The organism is Streptococcus infantis, assembly GCF_047463315.1.
GTDB lineage: Bacteria > Bacillota > Bacilli > Lactobacillales > Streptococcaceae > Streptococcus > Streptococcus infantis_AB.
The window spans coordinates 25,311-51,118 of the sequence record NZ_JASHEB010000002.1; the positions used below are offsets into that span (position 1 = coordinate 25,311).

At 40.6% G+C, this 25,808-nt stretch carries 27 protein-coding genes; 2 read left to right on the forward strand and 25 right to left on the reverse strand.

The features are described 5' to 3' along the window. Positions 1-18: 18 nt before the first annotated feature. The 7 genes from QM857_RS02095 to QM857_RS02125 are packed head-to-tail and all read right to left on the reverse strand — an operon-like array spanning position 19 to position 6,425. On the reverse strand, positions 19-357 hold the full coding sequence (locus QM857_RS02095; RefSeq protein WP_036757185.1) for a YlbF/YmcA family competence regulator: 339 nt from the start codon (positions 355-357) through the stop codon (positions 19-21). Positions 358-368: 11 nt separating this feature from the next. Further along, positions 369-1,472, reverse strand: a complete 1,104-nt coding sequence (locus QM857_RS02100; protein WP_414274910.1) for a prephenate dehydrogenase — start codon at positions 1,470-1,472, stop codon at positions 369-371. A 9-nt stretch (positions 1,473-1,481) separates the two neighbouring features. Beyond that, the gene (aroC, locus tag QM857_RS02105; RefSeq protein ID WP_414274911.1) at positions 1,482-2,648 is read right to left on the reverse strand and encodes a chorismate synthase; all 1,167 of its coding nucleotides are present in this window, start codon (positions 2,646-2,648) and stop codon (positions 1,482-1,484) included. Positions 2,649-2,657: 9 nt separating this feature from the next. Next, positions 2,658-3,725: a 3-dehydroquinate synthase gene (gene aroB / locus QM857_RS02110; RefSeq protein ID WP_414274912.1), complete on the reverse strand. Its 1,068-nt coding sequence runs from the start codon at positions 3,723-3,725 to the stop codon at positions 2,658-2,660. Positions 3,726-3,743: 18 nt separating this feature from the next. Continuing rightward, positions 3,744-4,598 carry a shikimate dehydrogenase gene (locus QM857_RS02115; protein WP_414274913.1) on the reverse strand — a complete coding sequence of 285 codons (855 nt, stop codon included), beginning with the start codon at positions 4,596-4,598 and terminating at the stop codon, positions 3,744-3,746. Continuing rightward, positions 4,588-5,265, reverse strand: a complete 678-nt coding sequence (gene aroD, locus QM857_RS02120) for a type I 3-dehydroquinate dehydratase (protein WP_414274914.1) — start codon at positions 5,263-5,265, stop codon at positions 4,588-4,590. Before aroD ends, QM857_RS02115 begins: the two co-directional genes overlap by 11 nt. Beyond that, the gene (locus QM857_RS02125) at positions 5,262-6,425 is read right to left on the reverse strand and encodes a class I SAM-dependent rRNA methyltransferase (RefSeq protein WP_414274915.1); all 1,164 of its coding nucleotides are present in this window, start codon (positions 6,423-6,425) and stop codon (positions 5,262-5,264) included. Before QM857_RS02125 ends, aroD begins: the two co-directional genes overlap by 4 nt. A 260-nt stretch (positions 6,426-6,685) precedes the next feature. Between QM857_RS02125 and QM857_RS02130 the strand changes: the two genes are divergently transcribed. After that, the gene (locus QM857_RS02130) at positions 6,686-8,137 is read left to right on the forward strand and encodes an alpha-amylase (protein ID WP_414274916.1); all 1,452 of its coding nucleotides are present in this window, start codon (positions 6,686-6,688) and stop codon (positions 8,135-8,137) included. Between the two features lie 46 nt (positions 8,138-8,183). On the opposite strand, the gene QM857_RS02135 is transcribed toward QM857_RS02130, so the two are convergent. The 12 genes from QM857_RS02135 to cdaA all read right to left on the reverse strand — a co-directional run bounded on the left by QM857_RS02135 (position 8,184) and on the right by cdaA (position 19,625). Then, on the reverse strand, positions 8,184-8,858 hold the full coding sequence (locus QM857_RS02135; RefSeq protein WP_006151493.1) for a DnaD domain-containing protein: 675 nt from the start codon (positions 8,856-8,858) through the stop codon (positions 8,184-8,186). Positions 8,859-8,866: 8 nt separating this feature from the next. After that, positions 8,867-9,811: a homoserine O-acetyltransferase MetA gene (gene metA / locus QM857_RS02140; protein WP_414274917.1), complete on the reverse strand. Its 945-nt coding sequence runs from the start codon at positions 9,809-9,811 to the stop codon at positions 8,867-8,869. Positions 9,812-10,002: 191 nt separating this feature from the next. After that, entirely contained in the window at positions 10,003-10,515 is a 513-nt protein-coding gene (locus tag QM857_RS02145) for an adenine phosphoribosyltransferase (RefSeq protein ID WP_006148048.1), read from the reverse strand. 126 nt (positions 10,516-10,641) lie between these two features. After that, positions 10,642-11,235, reverse strand: coding sequence for a hypothetical protein (locus QM857_RS02150; RefSeq protein ID WP_414274918.1), 594 nt, complete (start codon positions 11,233-11,235; stop codon positions 10,642-10,644). Continuing rightward, positions 11,235-13,103, reverse strand: a complete 1,869-nt coding sequence (locus tag QM857_RS02155) for an ABC-F family ATP-binding cassette domain-containing protein (protein ID WP_414274919.1) — start codon at positions 13,101-13,103, stop codon at positions 11,235-11,237. Before QM857_RS02155 ends, QM857_RS02150 begins: the two co-directional genes overlap by 1 nt. Then, the gene (locus QM857_RS02160) at positions 13,100-14,299 is read right to left on the reverse strand and encodes a CCA tRNA nucleotidyltransferase (protein ID WP_414274920.1); all 1,200 of its coding nucleotides are present in this window, start codon (positions 14,297-14,299) and stop codon (positions 13,100-13,102) included. The genes QM857_RS02155 and QM857_RS02160 overlap by 4 nt, the downstream gene beginning before the upstream one ends. Next, complete coding sequence (dapB, locus tag QM857_RS02165; RefSeq protein WP_414274921.1) at positions 14,296-15,063, reverse strand: 4-hydroxy-tetrahydrodipicolinate reductase; 768 nt, start codon at positions 15,061-15,063, stop codon at positions 14,296-14,298. The genes QM857_RS02160 and dapB overlap by 4 nt, the downstream gene beginning before the upstream one ends. 262 nt (positions 15,064-15,325) lie before the next feature. Next, the gene (locus QM857_RS02170; protein ID WP_414274922.1) at positions 15,326-16,174 is read right to left on the reverse strand and encodes a DegV family protein; all 849 of its coding nucleotides are present in this window, start codon (positions 16,172-16,174) and stop codon (positions 15,326-15,328) included. A 4-nt stretch (positions 16,175-16,178) separates the two neighbouring features. Continuing rightward, complete coding sequence (locus QM857_RS02175; RefSeq protein ID WP_235083894.1) at positions 16,179-16,553, reverse strand: DUF1149 family protein; 375 nt, start codon at positions 16,551-16,553, stop codon at positions 16,179-16,181. A gap of 66 nt (positions 16,554-16,619) precedes the next feature. Further along, positions 16,620-17,969, reverse strand: coding sequence for a phosphoglucosamine mutase (gene glmM / locus QM857_RS02180; RefSeq protein WP_414274923.1), 1,350 nt, complete (start codon positions 17,967-17,969; stop codon positions 16,620-16,622). Between the two features lie 32 nt (positions 17,970-18,001). Further along, on the reverse strand, positions 18,002-18,781 hold the full coding sequence (locus tag QM857_RS02185; RefSeq protein ID WP_178895319.1) for a YbbR-like domain-containing protein: 780 nt from the start codon (positions 18,779-18,781) through the stop codon (positions 18,002-18,004). Beyond that, positions 18,768-19,625 (reverse strand): diadenylate cyclase CdaA, encoded by an 858-nt coding sequence (gene cdaA, locus QM857_RS02190; protein WP_178895320.1) that lies wholly within the window; start codon positions 19,623-19,625, stop codon positions 18,768-18,770. Before cdaA ends, QM857_RS02185 begins: the two co-directional genes overlap by 14 nt. A gap of 132 nt (positions 19,626-19,757) precedes the next feature. Here cdaA and QM857_RS02195 point away from each other — a divergent pair, with 132 nt between their 5' ends. Then, positions 19,758-20,726 (forward strand): NAD(P)/FAD-dependent oxidoreductase, encoded by a 969-nt coding sequence (locus QM857_RS02195; protein WP_414274924.1) that lies wholly within the window; start codon positions 19,758-19,760, stop codon positions 20,724-20,726. A 32-nt stretch (positions 20,727-20,758) separates the two neighbouring features. On the opposite strand, the gene whiA is transcribed toward QM857_RS02195, so the two are convergent. From whiA to clpX, 6 genes are read right to left on the reverse strand one after another with little or no spacing between them, the layout of a single operon-like run. Further along, positions 20,759-21,670 (reverse strand): DNA-binding protein WhiA, encoded by a 912-nt coding sequence (gene whiA / locus QM857_RS02200; protein WP_414274925.1) that lies wholly within the window; start codon positions 21,668-21,670, stop codon positions 20,759-20,761. Further along, a complete protein-coding gene (locus QM857_RS02205) occupies positions 21,667-22,644 on the reverse strand; it encodes a YvcK family protein (protein ID WP_414257920.1) in 978 nt (325 codons plus the stop codon). Before QM857_RS02205 ends, whiA begins: the two co-directional genes overlap by 4 nt. Next, positions 22,641-23,531 carry an RNase adapter RapZ gene (rapZ, locus tag QM857_RS02210; RefSeq protein WP_414257919.1) on the reverse strand — a complete coding sequence of 297 codons (891 nt, stop codon included), beginning with the start codon at positions 23,529-23,531 and terminating at the stop codon, positions 22,641-22,643. Before rapZ ends, QM857_RS02205 begins: the two co-directional genes overlap by 4 nt. Positions 23,532-23,582: 51 nt before the next feature. Further along, entirely contained in the window at positions 23,583-23,963 is a 381-nt protein-coding gene (locus QM857_RS02215; RefSeq protein ID WP_001140424.1) for a RidA family protein, read from the reverse strand. Between the two features lie 9 nt (positions 23,964-23,972). Next, a complete protein-coding gene (gene yihA / locus QM857_RS02220; RefSeq protein WP_006150399.1) occupies positions 23,973-24,560 on the reverse strand; it encodes a ribosome biogenesis GTP-binding protein YihA/YsxC in 588 nt (195 codons plus the stop codon). Between the two features lie 8 nt (positions 24,561-24,568). Beyond that, positions 24,569-25,801, reverse strand: coding sequence for an ATP-dependent Clp protease ATP-binding subunit ClpX (clpX, locus tag QM857_RS02225; RefSeq protein WP_006145154.1), 1,233 nt, complete (start codon positions 25,799-25,801; stop codon positions 24,569-24,571). Positions 25,802-25,808: the final 7 nt, after the last annotated feature.

The window sequence follows — 25,808 nt, forward strand, 5'->3', positions numbered from 1 at the left end:
ACTTTATGAGGTAAATTCTTATTTTAAAAGTTCTGAAATTGGTTCAAAGACAATTTTTTCAATATCAGAAAGGTAGATAGAAAGTTGTTGCTGTTTGGCAAAGAATTCTGACAAGAGAGAGTTTCCTTGAATTTGCTTGCCAAAACTTTCCATTTTTTCTTGGAAAGAAGCATCTGGAATTTGACCAGTTTGTGCCATGATTTGGATTTCATGTTGAAAAGCAATATAATCTGCAAAAATTTTGCTTGCTTCTGCATCCGCTTGGATGGCATCTCTAGCTTCTTTAACTGCCTTGTATTCAGGCAATTCGCGTAGTCCACGACTTAGTGCATTTGCACTATCATAAATATTTGACATAATTGTCCTCCTTATTTAATAACGACTGTGTAGTCAGTATTTTCTGTAATGACTTGCTCAGCACGTTTTAAATCCTGAGCATTCTTAAAGGAAATTTGCAGAATCCCGTGAACATCCTCACGGTTTTCCTCATTGATATGGATATTGACCAAAGAAGTTCCACGTAGCAATTCCAAGATGCGTAAAATAACATCTTCCTCATCGGGAACATCTACATAAAGGTCAAATGAGCTATCTACTCCTCCGCGTTTATGGATTTCCATAGCCTGACGTTGCTCACGCGCTTGATTGAAAAATCTCCATATTTGGTTTTCATCACCCTTACTGATAGCTTGTCCAATCTCGTCCAAACGGCCCTTGAAATCCTCGATGCGTTCAATAATAGTCTCTCGATTGGATAAGAGGATAGAAGTCCACATACCAGGCTCACTTTCGGCAATCCGAGTCATATCTCGAAATCCACCGGCCGCAAAGCGCCGCGCCATTTCATGCTCTTCAGCATAACTTGCAGTTTGTTCCATCAGGCCTGATGCTAAGATATGCGGAAAATGGCTAATCTGAGAAGTCACTCGGTCATGCTCTTCAGCATCGATTTCAATGAAACGAGCATGAAGACCTGACAGCAAGTCTCTCATTTCTTCGAGCGTATCCGGAGTTGTCAGACTAGATGGCGTGAAGATATAATAGGCATTCTCAAAAAGATTAACATCTGCAGAGGCAGCTCCTGTCTTGTGACTTCCTGCCATGGGATGGGCCCCCACAAAGCGAACGGACTTATCAGCAAAATACTTCTCTGCTGTAGCCACAATAGCTGACTTGGTCGATCCAGCATCAGAAATAATGACACCTTCTTTCAAGTCCAAGTTGCCCAATTCCTTAATAAAGGCAATAGTTTGCTTGATTGGCAGGCTAAGAATGATGACGTCTGCAAGTGGAGCAAAACTGGCAAAATCATCCGTCGCTCGGTCAATCATTCCTCTCTCCAAGGCAATATCTCTAGACGCTTGACTACGATTATATCCTAAAATTTCATAATCAGGATGATCCCGCTTGATCCCGAGTGCCATGGAAGCACCAATCAAACCTAGTCCTGCGATATAGATGGTTTTTGCCATAAGAACTCCTTAATAATTCTTTGTATACTCCCGATGTTTCACAACAGCTTCTTTTAATTCTTCCAGATTATCAGAGGAGAATTTCTCAAGGATTTCTTGAGCCAAAACCGTTGCTACGACTGCCTCCATAACGACACCTGCTGCTGGAAGAGCAGTAGGATCACTTCTCTCTACTGTTGCTTTATAAGGCTCATGAGTTTCAATATCGACACTCATCAACGGCTTATAGAGAGTCGGGATTGGCTTCATAACACCACGAACAATAATCGGTTGACCGTTGGTCATACCACCTTCGAAACCTCCAAGGTTATTAGTCCGACGAGTATAGCCATCTTCTGATGACCAGAGGATTTCATCCATGACTTGGCTACCCTTAAGATGGCCTGCTTTAAAACCAAGACCAAACTCCACACCCTTAAAGGCATTGATAGAAACAACAGCTTGAGCTAGCCTTGCATCTAGTTTACGATCCCATTGGACATAGGAACCAAGACCAACCGGAACACCTCCAACAACCGTTTCTACAACACCTCCGATGGTATCCCCATCGCGTTTGATTTGGTCAATATAGTCCTTAATCTCCTGCTCACGTTCTTGGTTGACAATAGAAACTTCAGACTGGGCAGCTAGTTTCTTAATCTCTGAGACTGTTAAGTTTTCTGGAACATTGATTTCCTTACCACCGAAGATAACAACATGGTTAGCAATTTCGATATCAAGTTCAGCTAAAATCCGCTTGGCTACTGCTCCAACTGCCACTCGCATGGTCGTTTCACGGGCAGATGAACGTTCCAGGGAATTTCGCAAATCATCAAAGCGGTATTTGATGCCCCCAACCAAGTCTGCGTGACCTGGGCGAGGATGAGTGATTTTTCGTTTGCTTTTGAGTTTGTCTTCAATATCCTCGGCAGACATGATATCTAGCCATTTTTGATGATCCTTGTTAATGACATCCATGGTAATAGGTGCCCCTGTCGTCTTACCATGACGAACTCCAGAAGTAAAGACAACTTGGTCACTTTCAATCTTCATACGACCACCACGTCCGTATCCACCCTGGCGACGTTTGAGATCCTCATTGATATCTTCTGCAGTCAAAGGCAGTCCTGCTGGAATTCCTTCAATAATTGCTGTCAGACGAGGACCATGTGACTCTCCTGCTGTTAAATATCTCATACATTCTCCTTATTTTACCAAGTATTCTTTCATTTCTTCAAGAGAAACTGGGTGAATCATCGCTGAACCAAGCTCAGGTACCAAAACTAACTTCATGGTATTCCCACGCGCTTTTTTGTCATGAGTCAAAGCCCGATAGAGCTTGTCAATATCCCAGTTTTCATACTCAACTGGAAGACCAAACTTCTGACACATCTCTCGGATGGACTGAGTTATTCCCTCTGGCATGAGGCCTTTTTCTTCGGCTACCTTAGAGACCTGAACCATTCCCATAGCTACTGCCTCACCGTGCATGACTTTTCCGTAACCAGCAGTTGCTTCAATGGCATGGCCAATTGTGTGACCAAAGTTGAGATACAGACGAATGCCATTATCCAACTCATCTTCAACTACCATCTTGCGCTTAACCTGACAAGAATGCTCAATCAAACTCTCGGAATGTTCCAAAATGCTTTCCACAGAACCATCCATTTTAGATAATAGGTCCCAAAGCTCAGGATCTTCGATGAGGCCATACTTGATGACTTCACCCATTCCTTCAATCAACTCTCTCTTACCCAAGGTCTCAAGAACAGTTGGGTCAATCAAAACACCATCAGGCTGAGCAAAAGTTCCCACCATATTCTTGGCAAAAGGGGTGTTCACTCCAGTTTTTCCACCGATTGAAGAATCAACCTGGGCAGTTAAACTAGTTGGAATCTGAACAAAATGAATTCCTCGCATATAGGTAGAAGCTACAAAGCCAGCCAAGTCTCCGACCACTCCGCCACCGAGTGCAAGGATGCCATCACTACGAGTTAAACCTTGCTTCACTAAAAATTCATAAGCCTTTTGAACCGTGGTTAGATTTTTTCTCTCTTCACCCTCTAGAAAGTCAAAAACTGCTACTTGAAACCCAGCATCCTCTAAACTCAGTTTGACCTTTTCTGCATAGAGTGAAGCTACATGGTTATCGGTAATGATAACGACTTTTTGTGGTTGCCAAAGTTCTCGCAACCATTTTCCTGCTTGAGACAAGCATCCTTTTTCAATCTGAATATCATAAGGATGATGTAGAAGGTCTATTCTGATTTTCATAGCAGGTCTCCTTTTTCTTTATTGATACTTTTGTTTTAATAAGTCCCAAATTTGATCTGTTGGCATTTCCTTGCCTGTCCATAACTGAAAAGCTTCCGCAGCTTGGTAAAGCAACATACCAAGGCCATTGATAGATTGATTTCCCTGGTTACTTGCCCATTTTAAAAACGGTGTTTCAAAGGGTTGATAAATTACATCTGCTACCATGAGCTTCTCTGGTAAAACGATGCTGGTCGGGATTGGCTGAGAGGATCCATCCATGCCCACACTAGTCGCATTGACCAAGAGGTCGGCTTGAGTGATGCTGTCCTGAAGACCTTGAACATCCTCTAATGCAAATAAATCTACTCTAAATCCAGTCGCATTCTGTATTTTTTCTAAGTAAGGTCTTGTTTTTTCCATGGATGAAGAACGAACAAAGACAGAAATCTGACTCACTCCATCCAAGATTGCCTGTGCCAAAATGGCCTTGGCTGCACCGCCTGCTCCTAACAAAACCATTCTTTTCCCGGAAATTTTAAAAGAAGGCAAGCTCTTAAAGAATCCCTTGCCATCTGTGTTATATCCAATTAAAGTTCCCTCTCGATTCACAACCGTATTGACAGCACCAATCAAACGAGCTTCTTCACTCAATTGATCCAGATAAGGAATGACCTGCTCCTTGTAGGGCATAGAAAGATTAATTCCAAACATCTGATAACGACGAATATTGGCAACTGTTTCTGCCAAGTCAGTTCCTTCTACCTCCCAAGCAAGATAAACCCCATTGGTATTGGTTGCTTCAAAAGCTCTGTTGTGAATGAAGGGTGAAATGGAGTGTTTGATAGGATTGGCGACTACAGCTGCTATACGTGTGTAGCCATCAATCTTCATTTAGTATCTCCCGAATTTTTTTCATGCTAGAAAGTGAAATCTGTCCTGGAGCACTGGCTTCGTCCAGACTCGCAAAAGACCAGCTAGAACCCGTCACATCTGAAGTGATACGAGAAACCTTACCCATTTTCCCCATAGAAATCGTCACATATTCTTGTTCGGGGTTCAATGTTTTAAAGCCACGTGTAAAGTTCATCAAATCCAATACATCTTGTTCTGTATGAGCCATAACCGCAATTTTTACAACTTTAGGATTTAAACTTGTCAACTCAGACAAGATTTCCATTAGATTTTCCGGTGTTTCTTGGAAATTATGGTAGCTCAAGACGAGGTTTGGAAATTCTAACATCTCCTCAAAAACATCTCTATAACTAAAATACTCAAAATCAATATAATCTGGTTGATAAAGCTGGGCTACTTCCTTGATAATTTGAACATATTCTTCTGACGAGAGTTCAATTTGACCACCCTCAGAACGAGTACGTAAAGTGAAAACAAGCTCACGACCTGCAAATTTTTCAAAAATAGCTGGTGCTACCTGTAAAATAGCTTCCTTTGGTAAGAAGTCAGCTCGCCACTCAATGATATCGGCATCATGGTACCGCGTCACATCAATAGTCTGAGCCTCCTCTAAACTTCTTGGCATTACGGAAACAATTAATTTCATTTACTAACCTTCATGGTAATCACTTTGAGGTAATTACTACTTTCATCTTTTTCGTTGTAGACAAAGTCTGCTGGAAGTCCATACTTTTGAAGGACCTGATATTCTCTACCTGCAAATCCTTTGTCGATTTGTTCTGTGAATTTTTGACGGGAAACATTAGCAGCATTAGTACTAGCAATAATGATTCCACCTGGATTTAAAATCTCTAGGCTTTGGGAAATCAATTTATGATAATCCTTAGCTACAGAGAAGGTTTGTTTTTTATTTCGGGCAAAGCTAGGCGGATCCAGAACAATCACGTCATAGCTTAAACCCTTTCTTTTAGCATATTTAAAGTATTCAAAGACATCCATGACAAGCAGTCGATGATTGTCTAGACTCAAACCGTTGGCATGAAAATGAGCTTCTGATAGTTCTCTTGAACGTTTGGCTAGGTCTACAGAGGTTGTTTCACTAGCTCCCCCCATAGCTGCAGCGACTGAGAAGGCTGCTGTATAGGAAAACATATTGAGCAAGGATTTCCCCATTGCTAAACCATCAACTAAGCTCCCACGAACTTCATGCTGATCCAAGAAAATTCCTGTCATAAGGCCGTCATTCATAAAGACTTGGTACAAGACTCCATTCTCGAGAACAGTGAAATATTCAGCCGCTTCTTGACCATAGATGTGGGCAGACTCATAGTCTAGACCTTTAAAGCGAATCTTTTCATAGGCACCTAAGACTTCCGGGAATACCTGAGAGAAGGCTGCAATAATCTCTTGGCTAAGACTATAAATATAGGAGTTGTACCAAGAGAAAACAACATAATCTCCATAGAGATCCAGCGTCATTCCACCAAATCCATCGCCTTCTTGATTAAACAAACGAAAGGCAGTTGTCAACTCATCTTGATAGTAGGAAGAACGTTTTTGTTTAGCTTTTTCAAACAAGCTTTCAAAGAAGGTTTGATTAAAAGAAACTTTCTGGTTAGTTACAAACCAACCAATTCCCTTATTTTGTCGGGATAAATAAGCCTTCCCTAAAAATTCTTTGCTTTGGCTGAAAAGTTCAACTTCCTGATCAGTTTCAGATAAATCTGGAAAATCAACTTCTTCCAAAAGAACCTGACCTTTACGGAGCTTTTTTTCGACACGCCGACTGACGAATACTTTATTCATAGATACAATTATATCAAATTTGTTGAAAATTCACAAAGTAGAAAGTGATTTCTCCATTGATGTCATAGGAACTATCCAAACTTTTCGTTTCTGCTTGATGATTTCTAAATGAGAATGGTCATTTGTGTTGAGAAATTTCATTCTATTACCGTAAAAATAGACATTCACATCCTGAGGACTATTTTTATAGCGCAAACGTTTGCTCATTTGCTTGCTTTGTGGTAAAATGATTCTCAAATTGTTAAGTATGAGGACTATCTATGAAAAATCAAACCCTAATGCAATATTTTGAGTGGTACCTTCCCCACGATGGACAACACTGGACGCGACTTACCGATGATGCTGAGCACCTTGCAAATCTAGGAATTAGCCACATCTGGATGCCACCTGCCTTTAAAGCTACCAACGAAAAAGATGTCGGTTATGGTGTCTATGACCTTTTTGACCTCGGTGAATTTGACCAAAAAGGAACTGTGCGTACCAAGTACGGTTTCAAAGAAGACTATCTTCAAGCCATTCAAATACTTAAATCACATGGGATTCAACCTATGGCTGACGTCGTCTTAAACCACAAGGCAGCTGCAGACCGTTTAGAATCCTTCCAGGTTATTGAAGTCGACCCAGAAGATCGCACAATTGAACTTGGAGAACCTTTTACCATCAATGGTTGGACAAACTTTACTTTTGATGGAAGACAAAACACCTACAATGATTTCCACTGGCACTGGTACCATTTCACTGGAACTGACTACGATGCTAAACGTCGTAAGTCTGGCATCTATCTCATTCAGGGAGAGAATAAAGGTTGGGCTCATGAAGAATTAGTCGACAATGAGAACGGAAATTACGACTATCTTATGTACGCAGACTTGGATTTCAAACACCCCGAAGTCATCCAGAATATCTATGACTGGGCCGATTGGTTTATCGAAACGACTGGTGTAACTGGTTTCCGCTTAGATGCAGTTAAGCACATTGACTCTTTCTTTATGCGCAATTTCATACGCGATATCAAGGAAAAATATGGTCAAGACTTCTATGTTTTCGGAGAATTCTGGAATCCTGATAAGGAAGCTAATCTGGATTATCTTGAAAAGATTGAAGAACGCTTTGATCTTGTTGATGTTCGCCTTCATATGAATCTCTTTGAGGCAAGCCAGGCAGGAGCTGACTATGATTTAACAACTATCTTTGATGATAGTCTGGCTCAAATCAATCCGGATCGAGCTGTGACCTTTGTCGACAACCACGATACCCAACGCGGACAAGCTTTAGAATCTACTGTAGAAGAATGGTTTAAGCCAGCAGCCTATGCTCTTATTCTCCTACGTCAAGAAGGGCTTCCATGTGTATTTTACGGAGACTACTACGGTATCTCTGGTCAATATGCTCAGCAAAATTTTAAAGAAGTTCTTGACCATCTGCTAGCTATCCGAAAAGATTTGGCTTATGGAGAGCAGACAGACTACTTTGATGACCCTAATTGTATCGGTTGGGTCCGTTCAGGAGCTGACAATCAAGCACCTTTAGCTGTTCTTATCTCAAATGCTCAAGACAATTACAAAACTATGTTTGTTGGTCCAGAATGGGCTGATCATACTTTTGTTGATTTACTTGGCAACCATTCAGACCAAGTAACTATTAATGCTGAAGGATATGGTGATTTCCCAGTTACTGAACGTTCTGTAAGTGTTTGGGGACTTACTTTTTAAGAACACAAAAAAACTTGCCATGGGCAAGTTTTTTTATTGCTAAATATTAGTCTTTCCAAAGGTCCATGGCATTTTTAAAATCAGATGAAACTTGAACATTTTGAGGGTTTGTTGCCTCTCTCTCCTGACGCTTAGCTTCTACCTGGGCTACACTCCTAATCCCTTCGTGACGCCAGTTTCGAAGGATAGCTTGGATATATTTCCAATTTGGTTTTCCATTTAGAACAGCTTCACGTAAGGCTTCTTTTATCAAATCCGCACTAGTTCCGTCTTCTTTCAAACTCTTTTCCAAATCTTCGATTTCAAATGGGCTCAATAGACGACCTAACTCCTGTTGGAAAGTATCTACCAAGCTCTTTAAATCATTTGGGGCAAGTTGCGTCTGGTTTGGAGCTTGTTTTTCAAAAAGTTGGTCTAGGCGCTCCAAGGCGAGAGTTGCATCAAAGATAACTTCTATTTCACCATTAAGTTCAATCGTACGGTATTGAAGCAGGCCTTTTTCTGTCAAGCGTGAAATAGCCTGATTGACTTCAGTGACATTTTTGCCGATTTTTTCAGCAATCTGACTTGGAGACAATTCACCTAAAGCCGTTGTATTCTGTAGGTAAAAGAATTGCCAAACCAAGAAATCATCACTTGATGAGAACAATTGATTGTAATGTAAGAGCAAGTCACTCGGCAACACTAAGTTTCCTGACTTGAAAGCATCTAAATATGTCATAATTCCTCTTATAAATATCCAAAATGAGACACATCTTCTTCCGCACTTTTCCACTCAAAAGGTGTTTCTTGATAAACTGCATAATTTACCCAGTTACTGAAAAAGAGGGCTGCAGACGAACTCCAACGCATACAAGGAAGCTCATGGATGTCGTCATTTTTGAAATAATTTTCTGGTATATGGGGATCTAAACCAGCATCTAGATCTCTAAAATATTCTTTCGCGAGCGTGTCGCGATCATACTCTAAATGCCCAAAACTATAGACTTCTCTCAAATCTCGACTCGCAAGGATAGAGATTCCTACCTCTTTTCCTGATGCTAAAATCTCTAGATTTGTTTTATTCAGAATATCTTCTTTGTGGACTTCTGTATGGCGAGAATGAGGGGATACATATAAATCATCAAAACCTCTCAAAAGAAGGTGACCTTCTTTTAAAACATCCTGAGGATAAATCCCCGAAAGCTTCTGCTCCATCTGGTATTTATCTACGCCATAGCGATAGTATAGACCTGCCTGTGCCCCCCAACAAATATGCAGGGTTGAAAAGACATGAGTCTTAGACCAATCGATAACTTGGGTAAACTCCTGCCAATAGTCAACCTCCTCAAATGGAAGGTGCTCAACTGGAGCTCCTGTGATAATCAAGCCATCAAAATAATCATCTCTGACTTCCGAGAAGGTCTTATAAAAAGTCTTCATATGCTCAGAACGAGTTGTTTTCGACTGATGACTTTCCATATATAAAAATTCAATATCTAACTGCAAAGGAGTATTGGCTAAATGGCGTAAAAGCTGAGTTTCTGTAACCATTTTCAGTGGCATCAAGTTTAAAATCAGAATTTTCAGTGGTCGAATATCCTGATGAGCCGCCCTCTGGTCATCCATGACGAAAATATTTTCCGTTCGTAAAATCTCAACTGCTGGTAATTTTTTATCAATTCGAATCGGCATAGAAATCTCCTTACTGTATCATATTGGACTCAAGTAAACATGGTATCGTCAACGGGGAAAAATGCTGACGTTTCTCTTTCCCTTTATTATACTGTATGAAGATATAGTTTTCAATTATAGTTTTTCTCTAACTAGATATAGCTTATTTTTATATCAAATGAAGAGAAAACAGCCCTAGGGACTGTTTTTCATTAATAATGCATCAGCACTTTATAGTCGTAATCTCCGATAGCTTCACGACCTTTGAGTTCATCCAGTTCGATCAAGAAGGCACAACCTGCTACGACTCCACCCAATTTTTCAATCATTTCGATGGTTGCTTTAACAGTACCACCTGTTGCCAAGAGGTCATCTACGATAAGAACACGTTGTCCTGGTTTGATAGCATCTGCGTGCATAGTCAAAGTGTCAACTCCATATTCTTTTTCGTAGTCCGCTGAAATGACTTCACGTGGCAACTTGCCAGGTTTACGAACAGGCGCAAAACCAATTCCCAACTCAAAAGCGACTGGACATCCAACGATAAATCCACGAGCTTCTGGTCCTACGATCATATCAATCTTTTTATTAGTAGCATATTGAACAATTTCACGAACAGCGTAACTGTAGGCATTTCCATCTGCCATCAATGGGCTAATATCACGGAAAGTAATTCCTTCTTGTGGGTAATTTTCAATACTTGCAATGTAATCTTTTAAGTTCATAGCATTTCTTTCTTTTAAAGTTTTTACTCCCTATTATACCATAATTCCTAGAAAAGCAAAATAGAAAGAGGCCTTGATACTTGGTTCAAGACTTCTCATTTTTTCTTCAATTGTTGCTAGAAGTACTTACTTCTTTTTGCTTTTAGAAGTTTGATTCCGTTGACGATTCTGTTGGATGCGCCACTCTCGCTCAAAGTAAGACATGGTTTCAAATACTCTCTCTGGCAAACCAACATCCAGCAAATAGATTGGGATTTTCAAAACATTTGTTTGCTTTGCAGTCGAAAATCTACTTCGTAGACGATACCAGAAAAAGTTGGATTTTAAAAGTTCCTTGTCATAAAACTGAACCTCAATAATATAAAAATCCCTTGCATTTCTACTACCCTTAATTCTCGTGAGAGCAAACTTTTCTACCTGTCCCCAGGAATAAAACTGCCAGTCTTTCTTTGGATATGGTTTATAGGAAAATCCTTGAGCTGTACATTTTAAATACTCTTTATCAGAAAAAAGCCGAAGCAAATGTTGATACAAAATGAAGCCAACGATGAGGATTAAGAAACCAATAAAGAGAATTAAAGCCACCAATCCCATAGGTGGTTCTTCAGGATAGCTCAGCAAAAACGAAAGGATCCAAAGTAGAAGAGCCAATTCTAGTAGGTAAAGAATAAGGCTCAAAACGATTTTCTTACTACTCCATTTAATAATTGTTTCTTCCATTATGCCAACTCACTTAAATATTCATAGCGTTCATATTTTTCAAGCAAGGCTTCATTCTTCTCGTCTAATTCTTTTTGAAGGGTAGCTAGTTTACCAAAATCAGAACCATTTGCTAGCATTTCTTCCTCTATAGAAGAGATGCGGTTTTCCAAGGCTTCGATGTCACCTTCAATACTTGCCCACTCCTGCTTTTCTTGGTAGGTCATTCGTTTCTTTTCTTCACGAACTTTGACGACTTTTTCCTTGTCAGCTTTTTGGTTTTGAGTTACCGTTTCTGCTTCAAAAGCTTTTTCATCTAGGTAGTCTGTGTAATGTCCAAAGAAAGGACGGATGATTCCATTCTCAAAGGCAAGGATCTTAGTCGCAACCTTATCAAGAAAATAACGGTCGTGACTAACTGTCAGAACTGGACCTGCAAAACCTTGTAAGAAATTTTCTAGAACTGTTAAGGTCGCAATGTCTAGGTCATTTGTCGGTTCATCTAAGAGAAGCACATTGGGTTTTTCCAATAGTAACTTGAGGAGGTAGAGACGTTTCTTCTCTCCACCTGATAGCTTCTCAATCAAAGTACCGTGCGTTGAACGAGGGAAGAGAAATTGTTCTAGTAACTCAGCGATTGAAGTCGTAGTACCACCGCTAGTCTTAACCTCTTCTGCCACTTCCTGCAGGTAATTGATAACCCGCTTACTTTCATCTAAACCTTCGATTTGTTGAGAGAAATAAGCGATACGAACTGTTTCACCGATGATAACTTGTCCTTCAGTCGCTTCAAGTCTTCCTGCAATAAGGTTAAGAAGGGTTGACTTCCCAACACCATTGTCCCCAACGATTCCAATACGGTCTTTGGCTTGCACTAAAAGGTTAAAATGTTTCAGAATCGGTTTATCGTCATAGGCAAAGGAAACATCCTTAAACTCGATAACTTTTTTACCGATACGGCTAGTTTCAAAATTCATGCTCAAGTCTGTCTCAAGGCTAGTATCTGAAACTTCCTTTTTCAAGTCATGGAATCGATTGATACGAGCTTGTTGCTTGGTCGCACGAGCTTGAGGTTGCCGTCTCATCCAAGCTAATTCTTGTTTGTAAAGTTGTTCCTTTTTGTGAAGAAGAGCGGCGTCACGCTCATCCTGTTCAGCCTTGAGACGGACATAATCTTGGTAATTCCCCTGATACTCTGTTAATCCACCTCTATCCAATTCAAAAATTCGCGTAGAAAGAGCATCTAGGAAATAACGATCGTGGGTGATGAAGAGGACAGTCTTCTTGGAATTCTTCAAGAAAAGTGTCAGCCACTCGATGGTCGCAATATCCAGATGGTTGGTTGGCTCATCAAGAAGCAAGAGATCATGATTTCCTAAAAGCACTTGCGCCAATTGAACCCGTCTACGAAGACCACCCGACAAAGCTCCAACCGGAGTCGATAATTCTTGAATGCCTAGTTTACTGAGAACAGTCTTGACCTGACTTTCGATTTCCCATGCTTGGAGAGAATCCATCTCCGCCATGACCCGTTCTAGACGCGCCTGCTTGTCCTCACTGTAGTTGAGCATAAGCAGTTCATACTCCCGAATCAACTGGATTTCCTTGAGGTCACTGGATAAAACAGTATCCAAGACAGTCTTACTATCATCAAAATCAGGATTTTGAGTCAGATAGCCAATCTTGTAATCACTCTTTGCTGAAAAAGGGCTAATATCGCCATCAAAACCTGAAACACCTGAAAGCACATCTAGAAGGGTCGTTTTCCCAGTTCCGTTGACCCCAATAAGACCGATACGATCCAAGTCATGGATAATAAAGGAAATATCCTTAAAAACAGTCTTATCACCAACTGATTTGCTTAGTTTTTCAACGATAAAATCACTCATTTTCTCTCCCTTAAGTATGCATGAATGGCTTCCACTTCATTATCTAGATTACCATCCACAATAGCGTACTCAATTTCTTCTAAAACATCCCCTAATTCAGGACCTGGCTGATAGCCGTATTCTTTGATGAGAATACCACCGTTGATTTGCATCTCTTTCTTATCATGAATAGTCAAGCTCTTGTAAGTTTCTGTGATTGCTTGCGGATTGACTTCTTTTCCTTGAGCTCTGCGAAGATTTTCAGCCTGTAGAAGCAAGTCCAAATCAAAACGGTAGCAATCACGCTTGCTCAGTTCTCCTTTTTCTCGTAGAGACAAAATAGTCAATAAATCCTGTACTTGCTTGGCAAATTGTCGTGATGTCTTCCAATGTTTTAAAAATTTTTGAGCATCTTCCACTTTTAAAACCCATAAAAGTGCTGCCCAAGCTTGCTCAGAAGATTCAAAAGTAAAATCTTTTTCTAAATCAAACAAAGACTGGAGTTTCTCCTGACTGCCTACCATATCTGGTAGATAATCATAAGCTTGACTCTCAATCATAGATGATAAACCTACTCGCCAATAGGGAGCAAGTAAAAGCTTATCAAACTCGACAAAGGTGCGCTCCACAGAGATTTTATCTAAGAGTGGCGTTAAGGCCTTCATCGCTTCAAACGTTTCTTGCTCGAGTTCAAAACCAAGACTAGCTTGGAAACGAAAGCCACGCATGATGCGTAGCGCATCTTCATTGAAACGTTCACTAGCTACACCGACAGCTCGCAAGACCTGATTTTCTAAATCTTTGAGACCATCAAATAAATCGACGATTTCCCCTGTCTCATCTAAAGCAAAGGCATTGACTGTAAAGTCACGACGCTTGAGATCTTCTTCCAGCGAACGCACAAAAGAAACAGAACTTGGTCTACGATAATCCACATAGACATCCTCTGTCCGAAAGGTCGTCACTTCGTACTCTTCATCTCCATCTAAAACCAAAACGGTCCCATGCTCAATGCCGATATCAGCTGTGCGTGGAAAAATCTGCTTGGTCTCTTCAGGATAAGATGAAGTCGCGATATCCACATCATGGATGGGACGATTGAGTAGGGCATCCCTAACAGAGCCACCCACAAAATAAGCCTCAAAGCCGGCTTCTTTAATTTTTTCTAATACTGGTAAAGCCTTCTGAAATTCAGAAGGCATTTTTGTTAATTTCATAGTAAGTGTTCTAATCCATAGACAAGCTCATGACGCTTGACAACTTCTTTGATTCCCAAATTCACCCCTGTCATGAAGGAGCTACGATCATAGGAGTCATGACGCAGAGTCAATCCTTCTCCCTGATTTCCAAAAATGACTTCCTGATGAGCTACCAAACCTGGTAAACGTACCGAATGGATTCGCATGCCATCAAAATTAGCTCCACGTGCTCCTGCTATGAGTTCTTCCTCATCAAACGCACCTTGCTTGATAGACTCTCGAACTTCCGCCATCAACTCAGCTGTTTTAATAGCTGTTCCACTCGGAGCATCCTTTTTCTTATCATGATGAAGCTCGATAATCTCCACATTTGGGAAATATTTGGCAGCCTGAGCTGCAAATTGCATGAGCAAGACAGCTCCCAAGGCAAAGTTAGGGGCAATCAAACCACCTAAATCTTGAGCACGAGAAAATTCTTTTAGTTCTGTAATTTCTTCACTAGTGAAACCTGTTGTTCCTACTACAGGAGCAAATCCATTTTCAAGAGCAAAACGCGTATTCTCATAGGCAACTGCTGGTGTTGTAAAATCCACCCAGATATCTGCTTCAAAGCCTGCCAAGTCTTTCTTATCATTGAATACTGGAATTCCTTGCCATTCAGATGCAGACTCAAAAGGATCCAAAACGGCTACTAGTTCAAGTTCAGGATCAGACAAAACCATCTGACAAGCAGCTTGGCCCATTCTTCCCTTAAAACCTGCGATAATTACTCGAATACTCATCTTTACTCCTATCTAAGATACAAAGCCTGTAAGAACACAAAGTGAAAATAGGAGTTCTGATCAAGGAGTTTCTTCTCCTTGGAAGAACTATCTTTTTCACACAGGGTTCCAGGCGTGTTCAATTCTAAGATACAAAGGACGTTAGCTGCCCATGAAAAATAGGGGATGGCGCTGACTTTCCACGAAAGGCAAGACAGGCATCTTTTTTCAAGAGGCAGATAGTCCGTGTTCAATTTTAAGATACCAAGACAGTCAAAACAATCTATACGATTGGTGTGTATGCCAAAGCGATGCTTCCTTCTCCCAGGTGAGTTCCAATGACACTACCAAAGGTTGCAATCTCAACATCTGTAGCTACTCCACTATCTAGCAAAAGCTGACGTAAATCGGCTGCTTTTTGAGAGGCATTCCCATGAATTACAGTAATCTGATAATTTCCATTACTTGTCACATCTTTGACAATTTCAACCAGACGTTTAGTTGCTTTCTTCTCTGTACGAACCTTCTCATAAACTTCGATAACACCTTGGTCATTAAAATATAGAATTGGTTTAATGCTAAGAAGATTTCCTAAAATGGCTGCGCCGTTTGATAAACGACCACCTTTAACCAAATGATCAAGATCATCTACCATGATAAAGGCAGAAGTATTTTCAATCTGTTCTGTTAACTTGTCTAGTATAGACTGGAAATCATTTCCCTGCTCAGACCACTGAAACACACTTTCCACCATGAAACCTAGTGGTGCACTTGTAATTCGAGTATCAGGAAAAGCAATGGTTAGACCTTCGAACTCATCCGTCATATATTGGATATTCTGGTGAAATCCTGAGATTCCAGAAGAAAGGAAGAGACCCAAAACATGAGTATAGCCTTTTTCTTTTAATGATGATAAAATTTCATCCAACTTTGCGATACTTGGTTGACTTGTTTTAGGTAGTTCAGATGAATGAGCCATTTTTTCATAAAATTCTTGAGCGGTTAGATTTACACCTTCAACATACTCCTGTCCGTCGATATTCACAGGAATGTCAAGCACAAATAAATCTTCTTTCCGCAAGGTTTCCGCTTGTAGAAAAGCAGATGAGTCTGTTATGACCGCTAATTTCATTTTTTTAAAACTCCAAATTAATTCCTGGTAAGTCTAATGCAATTTCCGTTACTTCATAAGTCAAACGGTTTAGCATATCCAAACAAGGACGAGCAAGCGTCTCAACTTCTTCTTGACTAAAGTCACTTGGTTGATCTACGATACGACCTTCGACGTGGTTCACTTGAGAAATAGTACCACTGATAACAAATTTATCAAAGACAATCATAAAGCTTAAAACAACTACGAGAGAAGTCACCTGATTTTCTTGGTCATGTTGAAGTAGTTGGAAGTTCACATCAACCTTTGTTTCAGGAATTCCGTTCTCATTTTCCCATTCAAAATTACGCGCATCAAAGTGATACTGACTAACAAATTCTTGTTCACGTTTTAAATTCATCATATTCTCCATGGTTACAATTTACTTTGACATTGTAACATATTTTCTTATTTTCTGCTAACTTTCCTAAATTCCGATTTCTGCTTTCACAACTTCAGCAATGGTATCCACATAGTAATCCACTTCTTCAGTTGTTGGTGCTTCAGCCATGACACGCAAGAGTGGCTCAGTTCCACTTGGGCGAACGAGAATACGTCCGTTACCTGCCATCTCTTCTTCCATCTTATCGATAATAGCCTTGATAGCTGGTACTTCCATGGCTTTTTCTTTCATGGCATTTTCCACACGGATATTGACCAATTTTTGTGGGTAAATCGTTACTTCTGAAGCCAACTGAGATAAGCTCTTACCTGTTTCTTGCATGATTTTAGTCAATTGAACTGCTGAAAGTTGACCATCACCAGTTGTATTGTAGTCCATCAAGATAACGTGACCTGACTGCTCTCCACCGAGATTGTAGCCTGATTTTCTCATTTCTTCAACTACATAGCGGTCTCCAACAGCAGTGACGGCTTTATTGATACCTTCACGGTCCAAGGCTTTATGGAAACCAAGGTTGGACATAACTGTCGTTACAATTGTGTTTTGTGCCAATTGACCTTTTTCAGAAAGGTATTTACCGATGATATACATAATCTTATCACCGTCGACAATTTCACCATTTTCATCGACTGCAATCAAACGGTCGCTGTCCCCATCAAAGGCTAAACCAATTGCAGATTGACTTTCTTTTACAAGTTCTTGCAAGGCTTCTGGATGAGTTGAACCGACATTCAAGTTAATGTTCAAACCATCTGGAGTTTCTCCAATGACAGTGATTTGAGCACCCAAATCTACAAAAATTTGGCGAGCACTAGTAGAAGCTGCTCCATTTGCAGTATCCAAGGCAACCTTCATCCCTTCAAGAGCTGTTCCAGTTGAAACCAGGTAGGCTTCATACTTGCGTAATCCTTCTGGGTAATCAACAACCGTACCTAATCCTTCGGCACTTGGACGTGGAAGAGTATCTTCGCTAGCGTCAAGCAAGGCTTCGATTTCTGCTTCTTTTTCATCGTCTAGCTTAAAGCCATCTCCACCAAAGAATTTAATCCCGTTATCTAGAGCTGGATTGTGGCTAGCTGAAATCATGACACCTGCGCTCGCTCCTTCAGTTTTTACCAAATATGCTACTGCAGGCGTAGCAAGTACACCAAGTTTATAAACGTGAATTCCCACAGAAAGAAGACCAGCAATCAAGGCTGCTTCTAACATTTCCCCTGAAATACGTGTATCGCGTCCAACTAAAACCTTAGGCGCTTCTGTCGCATGTTGACTGAGGACATATCCTCCAAAGCGACCCAACTTAAAGGCCAATTCTGGCGTTAATTCTACGTTTGCTTCTCCACGGACTCCGTCCGTTCCAAAATATTTACCCATTTTAAGATTCCTTTTCTAGTATAATGTTTATTTTAAGATTCTGACTTCGTCTCTGCTGCTGTCGTTGAAGAGTTTTCGGTAGACGAACCATTACTTGTTGAGGTTGTACTACTTGTTGTTCTGACAGCTTTGGTCGTTACTTTCATAGTAGTTTCAAAAGGTGTAATCACTGTTGGTAAGACAGCTCCATTTTTATCAACAGCTTGCAAAGGAACTGATCCAGAATAGTTCCCTGTAATCTGTTCACTCGTTGGTAAAACTGCGACAATCCGATCAATCTTAGATAGTGTATCCGCATCACTAGTTACTGAAACTTTTTCATCAGAAACAGTAACACGTTCGATTATAATCTTCTCATCAATTTGACTAGAATCAATTTGAGGTACAACAGGTACATTATCTCGAGTAACTTTCTTACCAATCTTGACTGTGATTTTTTGTGGTGTTGCTACAGCTGTCAAACCACTTGGAAGATTTTCAATGGTCAAGGGAACTTCAATCGTTCCCTCTGTAGCCTGGGTCAAATCAGCAGTCACTTTAAATTTACGAGTGCTTTCCTGCATCTCACTAGCCAAGGCCACCCGATTTGAACCCGTTAGAAACACTGTCACTTCTGAGCTAAAACCACTGATAAAATACTGCTCACTATCATACTGAATATCAATCGGTACATTGACTACCGTATTGGTATAGGTTTCAGTTTTAGTTTGCCTTGCATTCGTATTGTTTTGATAATTGATTGATGTTGCATAGATAAATAGGACACACGCAAAGAGGAGCGAGGAGATGATATAAAGACTATTTCTTCTCATTATTCCAGCCTCCTAATAGACGTTCTTTTAAGCTTGGTTCTTGTGAATCCTTAGGTATCAGAATACGACGTAGTTCTTCCTCGAATTCTTCCAAACTTAGATCATGTTTGAAGACACCGTTATAGGTGATGGATATACCTCCAGTTTCTTCTGATACAACAAAAGTAAGGGCATCTGAAACTTCTGATAAACCAATGGCTGCACGGTGACGAGTTCCGAACTCTTTGGAAATACCTGTGTTTTCAGTCAGTGGTAAATAGGCAGAAGTTACTGCAATCCGATCTCCACTGATAATGACTGCACCGTCATGTAGAGGAGTATTAGGGATAAAGATGTTAATTAATAACTCAGCAGAAATCTTAGCATCCAAAGGAATTCCTGTAACGATGTACTCCTGCAAGGTTCTCACACGTTGAACAGCTACCAAAGCTCCAATCTTTCGCGGGCTCATATACTCAACCGATTTTACAAAAGCCTGTACCATCTGCTCTTCTGAACTCATAGGAGTATTTGAAAAGAAGTCCGTAGCTCGACCTAATCGTTCCAAACCTGTCCGAATTTCTGGAGAAAAGATAACAACCGCTGCGATAACTCCATAGGTAATCAATTGGTTAATCAACCAGGAAATAGTCGTCAAGCCCAAAAAATTAGCCGCAATCTGAGCTAAAATAAAAACTAAAACGCCTCGAACCAGAATCATAATCTTGGTTCCTGCAATTGATTTTGTAAATTGGTATAAGATATAAGCAACGATTAGAATATCAATCACATTTATCGCAATACTCCAAGGACTGGAAAACAAACTAGACCAGTATTGAAGATTAGATAATTGCTGAAAATTCATCCTGTGTCCCCTCTCCAAAAAAGCTTCTCTTCATTATACCATTTTTAATGGAAATTTTCTCCCCCCTACCTCATTTTAAATTGGCAGAAAATATGATAGAATAAAATGATAAAAATGAAACAAGGAGAAACCATGTCTGAACTATATGATATCACCATCGTAGGGGGTGGCCCAGTTGGTCTTTTCGCAGCCTTTTATGCAAATTTACGTCAAGCTAAAGTACAAATCATTGACTCTCTTCCACAATTAGGTGGCCAACCTGCCATTCTTTATCCTGAAAAACAAATTCTTGATGTCCCAGGTTTCCCTAATCTCACTGGTGAAGAATTAACAAATCGCTTGTTAGAACAATTACAAGGGTTTGATACACCAGCCCATCTCAATGAAACTGTTCTTGAAATTGACAAAGAAGATGGTGTTTTTAAGATTACAACCACTAAAGGAACTCATACTAGCAAAGCTGTCATCATCGCTATGGGTGGAGGTGCCTTTAAACCGCGTCCACTTGAACTAGAAGGTGTCGAAGGTTATAAAAACATCCATTACCACGTTTCTAACATTCAGCAATATGCTGGACAGAGAGTAACCATCCTCGGTGGAGGAGACTCTGCTGTGGACTGGGCCTTAGCTTTTGAAAAGATTGCTCCAACTACACTTGTTCACCGTCGAGATAACTTCCGTGCCCTCGAACATAGTGTCCAAGCCCTTCAAGAATCATCTGTTAGCATCAAAACACCATTTGTGCCAAGTCAACTTATGGGTGATGGACAAATTCTCAATAAGCTTGAAATCACAAAAGTCAAATCCGATGAGACTGAAACCATTGAACTGGATCACCTCTTTGTCAACTATGGATTTAAATCTTCTGTCGGTAATCTTAAAAATTGGGGATTAGAACTGAATCGTCATAAAATTATCGTCAATAGTAAGCAAGAATCTAGCCAGCCTGGAATTTACGCTATTGGTGACTGCTGCTACTACGATGGTAAGATTGACTTGATTGCAACAGGTCTTGGTGAAGCACCAACTGCTGTCAACAATGCCATTAACTACATTGATCCTCAACAAAAAGTACAACCAAAACACTCTACAAGTTTATAAGAAAAAAACCACGAATCCTAGGATTCGTGGTTTTATAGTTCATCAGCAATTTTATTAATCTTTCTCAGTCGATGATTGACACCACTTTTTGTGAGTGGATTTGTCAAACTGTCTGCCAATTGCTGGATAGAGTAGTCCGGATGTTGGATACGTAAATGCGCTACTTCCTGCAAATCTACTGGCAGGCTATCTAGACCAACAGTATCCATGATTTTACTGATATTGTTGATGGTTTTCATACTCGCTGAAACCGTACGAGCGATATTTGCTGTCTCCGCATTATTAGCACGATTGAGATCATTCCGAGTTTCTCGAAGAATCTTGACACCTTCAAAAGTATCTCTCGCCTCCATGGCTCCCACTAAAATCAGGAAATCCATAATATCTTCAGCTCGTTGAAGATAGGTCACTGCCCCCTTTTTTCGTTCGATAACCTTGGCATCTAACAAGAACTGCTGCAAGAGCGAAGCAATCCCTTGGGCATGGTCCACATAGACGGAACTTATTTCTAACTGATACTTGCCTGACTCAGGATCCCGAATACTCCCATTTGCCAAAAAGGCTCCACAAAGGTAAGCACGTCCAGCTTCCTCGTCTCCTAAAATATCTGGATCAATCCCAGTCTCTAGACCAAAGAAAGAATCAGCCAAACGCAAATCCGCTAAAAGTTCTTGAACCCGCTCATCAGTAAACACGGTATAAACACGATTTTTCCGAAGATTACTTCTCTGATGATGACGAATCTCTGACTTGATACCATAGAAGTGCAGGAAAGATTCATAGAGGTGACGGGCTAACTTAGCGTTTTCTGTTATAACGGACAAGGTTAAACCAGAGCTAGATAAACCCACACTACCAGACATCTTGATAATAGCTGATAACTCATAACGACTCAGATGGTGCTGACCTAGGATTTCTTCTTTTACTGCTACTGTGAAACTCATTTTCTCACCTGTATAATTCGCATCAACTCGTCCACGATTAAATCTCCATCATGGAAGGCTCCACCATTTTCCAAACGTAAGAAATTGGATGAAATAACACGAGGGACTTGCTGGCGCAAACCTTCAAAATCATGTTCAACCTGAACCAGATATTCATCAAAACGGTTGGTGTCCATATAATCCCTCGGAACCTTTTCGATGTTAACAAGGACAGTATCGATAAATGGACGGCCCAAATGACGATGCAAGACTGCTACGTGATCACTATCTGAGAAATGTTCTGTCTCTCCACGTTGAGTCATAATGTTGCAGACATAGGCAATTTCAGCCTTGGTTTCCAGAAGAGCCTGACCAATCTCCTCAATTACGATATTAGGCAAAATCGAAGTAAAGAGTGAACCTGGTCCCAAGACAATCATATCACTCTCAAGAATAGTATTCACCACTCGACGGCTAGCCTGCGGTTTTTCATCATCTAGAGTGTTTGTCACATAGACATGGTCAATCATACCTGGATGGTCTGCAATGTGACTTTCACCAGCAACTTCAGTTCCATCTTTAAAGACGGCATGGAGTGTCAAAGGGTGGTCACTTGATGGAAAAATCTTACCTGTGGTATGGAAAAATTTACTCAGCAATTGCATGGCATTATAAGTCGAACCCTGCATTTCAGATAAACCTGCAATGATAATGTTTCCTAGCGGATGACCTGCAAAGGAACCAGCATCCTCAGAAAAACGGTATTGAAAGACCTTTTCATAGAATTTTGGCATATCTGACATAGCCACAAGAACATTGCGAAGATCACCAGGAGGAGTCAACTGTTGAATGTTTTTACGAAGCTCTCCTGAAGAACCTCCATCATCAGCAACAGTTACAATGGCTGCAATTTCGACATCCTTTTCCCGTAAACTCTTTAAAATAACAGGAATCCCGGTTCCACCACCAATCACCGTAATTTTTGGTTTTCTCATGAACGGTTTACCGTTTCCTTTCTTCGGTCTTTATCACGATGGCTTTCGTTTACAGGCCAATTTTTCGCCAGATCATTGGCTAAACGCTTGGCAAAAGCAACACTTCTATGCTGTCCACCAGTACAACCAATCGCAATCGTTAAGACTGATTTGCCTTCTTTTTTATAGCCTGGTAGGATTGGTTCAATCAAGGCTAACAAATGACGGTAGAAATCTTCAGATTCTTCATGATTCATCACATAGTCATAAACCGCCTGGTCCTCACCTGTCTGATTACGGAGCTCTGGAAGGTAGTAAGGATTTGGCAAGAAGCGAACATCAAATACCAAATCAGCATCAATTGGAATTCCGTATTTAAACCCAAAAGACATAACCTCGACACGAAAAGACTGCGTTTGTTCTTGGTCTGAAAACTGTTCTGCAATGGTCTTTCGAAGTTCACGTGGAGTTAACTCTGTCGTGTCTACCACGTTTTGACTCATATTTTTCAAAGGCGCCAAGAGTTCGCGTTCCAACTTGATTCCATCCAAGATACGACCATCTGCTGCTAGTGGGTGACTTCTTCTAGTTTCCTTATAGCGTGCCACCAATTCTTTGTCAGCAGCATCCAAAAAGAGGATTTTAAAGTCTAAATCATCTTGGTTTTCCAACTCATCCAAGACAGCTTGAATCTCTGAGAAGAAGGAACGGCTACGCATGTCCACCACTAGGGCTAACTTGTGGTCATCGTCCTTGGTCTCGACCAACTGCAAAAACTTTGGCAAGAGAGCAGGCGGCATATTATCAATGGTAAAATATCCTAAATCTTCAAAAGACTGAATGGCTACTGTTTTCCCTGCACCACTCATCCCTGTCACAATCACCAGGTGAAGTTGTTTCTTTGTCATCATAGTCTCCTTATATCAAAAGAAGTTTGGAAGAACCAAACTTCTACTAGCTTATCCAATCTCTGCGATGACTTCAATTTCGACTTTTACATCGCGAGGAAGACGAGCTACTTCCACAGCTGAACGAGCTGGAAATTCCTTGTTAAAGGCTGTTTGGTATACCTCGTTAAAAGGTACAAAGTCGTTCATATCACTTAAGAAGCAAGTTGTTTTAACAACATGGTCAAAGTCTGTTCCTGCCTCTGCTAAAATAGCTCCAATGTTTTTCAAGACTTGTTCTGTCTGTTCTTGGATTGTTTCTCCTACAATTTCTCCAGTTTCAGGAGATAGAGGTACTTGACCGCTAGCGAACAAAAGGTTGCCAACGATTTTCCCTTGAACGTAAGGTCCGATTGCCTTTGGAGCTTTATCTGTATGAATTGTTTTTGCCATTTGTATTCCTCACAGTTTTTCTAAAATAGCATCCCAAGCCTGGTCCATTCCTGCTTTTGTCACAGATGAAAAGAGGATGAAATCATCACTTGGATCAAAGTTTAATTTCTTTTTAATAGCTGATTCGTGCTTGTTCCATTTACCACGCGGAATCTTGTCGGCCTTAGTCGCCACAATGATGACAGGAATCTCATAATACTTAAGAAATTCGTACATCTGCACATCATCTGCTGTCGGGTCATGACGAAGGTCAACGAGACTAACAACCGCTCGAAGATTTTCTCGAGTAGTCAAGTACTCCTCAATCATACGACCCCATTTTTCACGTTCTTTTTTGGAAACACGGGCGTATCCATAGCCAGGCACATCCACAAAACGCATCTTGTCATCAATATTAAAGAAATTGAGTAGTTGTGTTTTTCCTGGTTTTCCAGAGGTACGAGCTAGATTTTTACGATTGAGCATGGTGTTGATAAAGCTTGACTTCCCAACATTTGAGCGCCCTGCAAGAGCAATTTCAGGAAGTTCATCCTCTGGATAGTGGGACTTGTTGGCTGCACTCAGCAAAATCTCAGCATTGTGTGTATTGATTTCCATAGTCACCTCTAGGCTGTCTCTAGAATTGGCTTAGCCGTTCCGTCAACTGCTTCTTTTGTGATACGAACAGTTTTCACATTTTCTTGACTTGGAACCTCAAACATAACATCTAGCATGGTTTCTTCGATAATTGAGCGAAGACCACGCGCACCCGTTTTACGTTCGATGGCTTTGTTTGCAATTTCTTGGAGAGCTTCGTCGTCAAATTCAAGCTCAACATCATCATAAGAAAGCAAGGTCTGGTATTGTTTAACCAAGGCATTTCTTGGTTCCTTCAAGATGCGAACCAAATCATCTACAGTCAACTGCTCCAAGGCTGCAAAGACAGGCAAGCGTCCAATCAACTCAGGAATAATACCGAATTTTTGAATATCTTCTGCGATGATTTCTTGCATGTAAGAACTATTTTCGTCAATAGCCTTGTTGTTTTGTCCGAAACCAATCACTTTTTCACCCAGACGCTGTTTGACAATCTCTTCGATGCCATCGAAGGCACCACCCACAATAAAGAGGATGTTTTTTGTATCCACTTGAATCATTTCTTGTTGTGGATGTTTACGTCCACCTTGTGGTGGTACACTAGCTACAGTTCCTTCGATAATCTTGAGAAGGGCTTGTTGCACCCCTTCACCAGAAACATCACGTGTGATAGACACGTTCTCGCTCTTCTTGGCAATCTTGTCAATCTCATCTACATAGATAATTCCACGTTCTGCACGTTCGATGTTAAAGTCAGCAGCTTGCAAGAGTTTGAGGAGGATATTTTCCACGTCCTCACCTACATAACCAGCCTCAGTAAGAGCTGTTGCATCTGCGATGGCAAAAGGTACATTCAAACTTCTAGCAAGAGTTTGAGCAAGGAAAGTCTTACCTGAACCTGTTGGGCCAATCATCAAAATGTTTGATTTTTGCAAATCCACATCTTCTGACTCTTCACGAGTGTCATGGAAATTGATGCGTTTGTAGTGGTTATATACAGCTACTGCCAAGGCACGTTTGGCACGATCTTGACCAATCACATAGTGGTTCAAGATGTTTAAGAGTTCGATTGGTTTTGGTACTTCAGATAAGTCTGCTAGGACTTCCTCTGCCAACTCCTCACGAATAATTTCCTGGGCTAACTCCACACACTCATTACAGATAAAAGCGTTGTTCCCAGCGATTATTTTTTTAACTTCTTCTTGGCTTTTGCCACAAAATGAGCAATAAACCATCATATCATTTTTCCTATTTGTAGGCATGATTCCC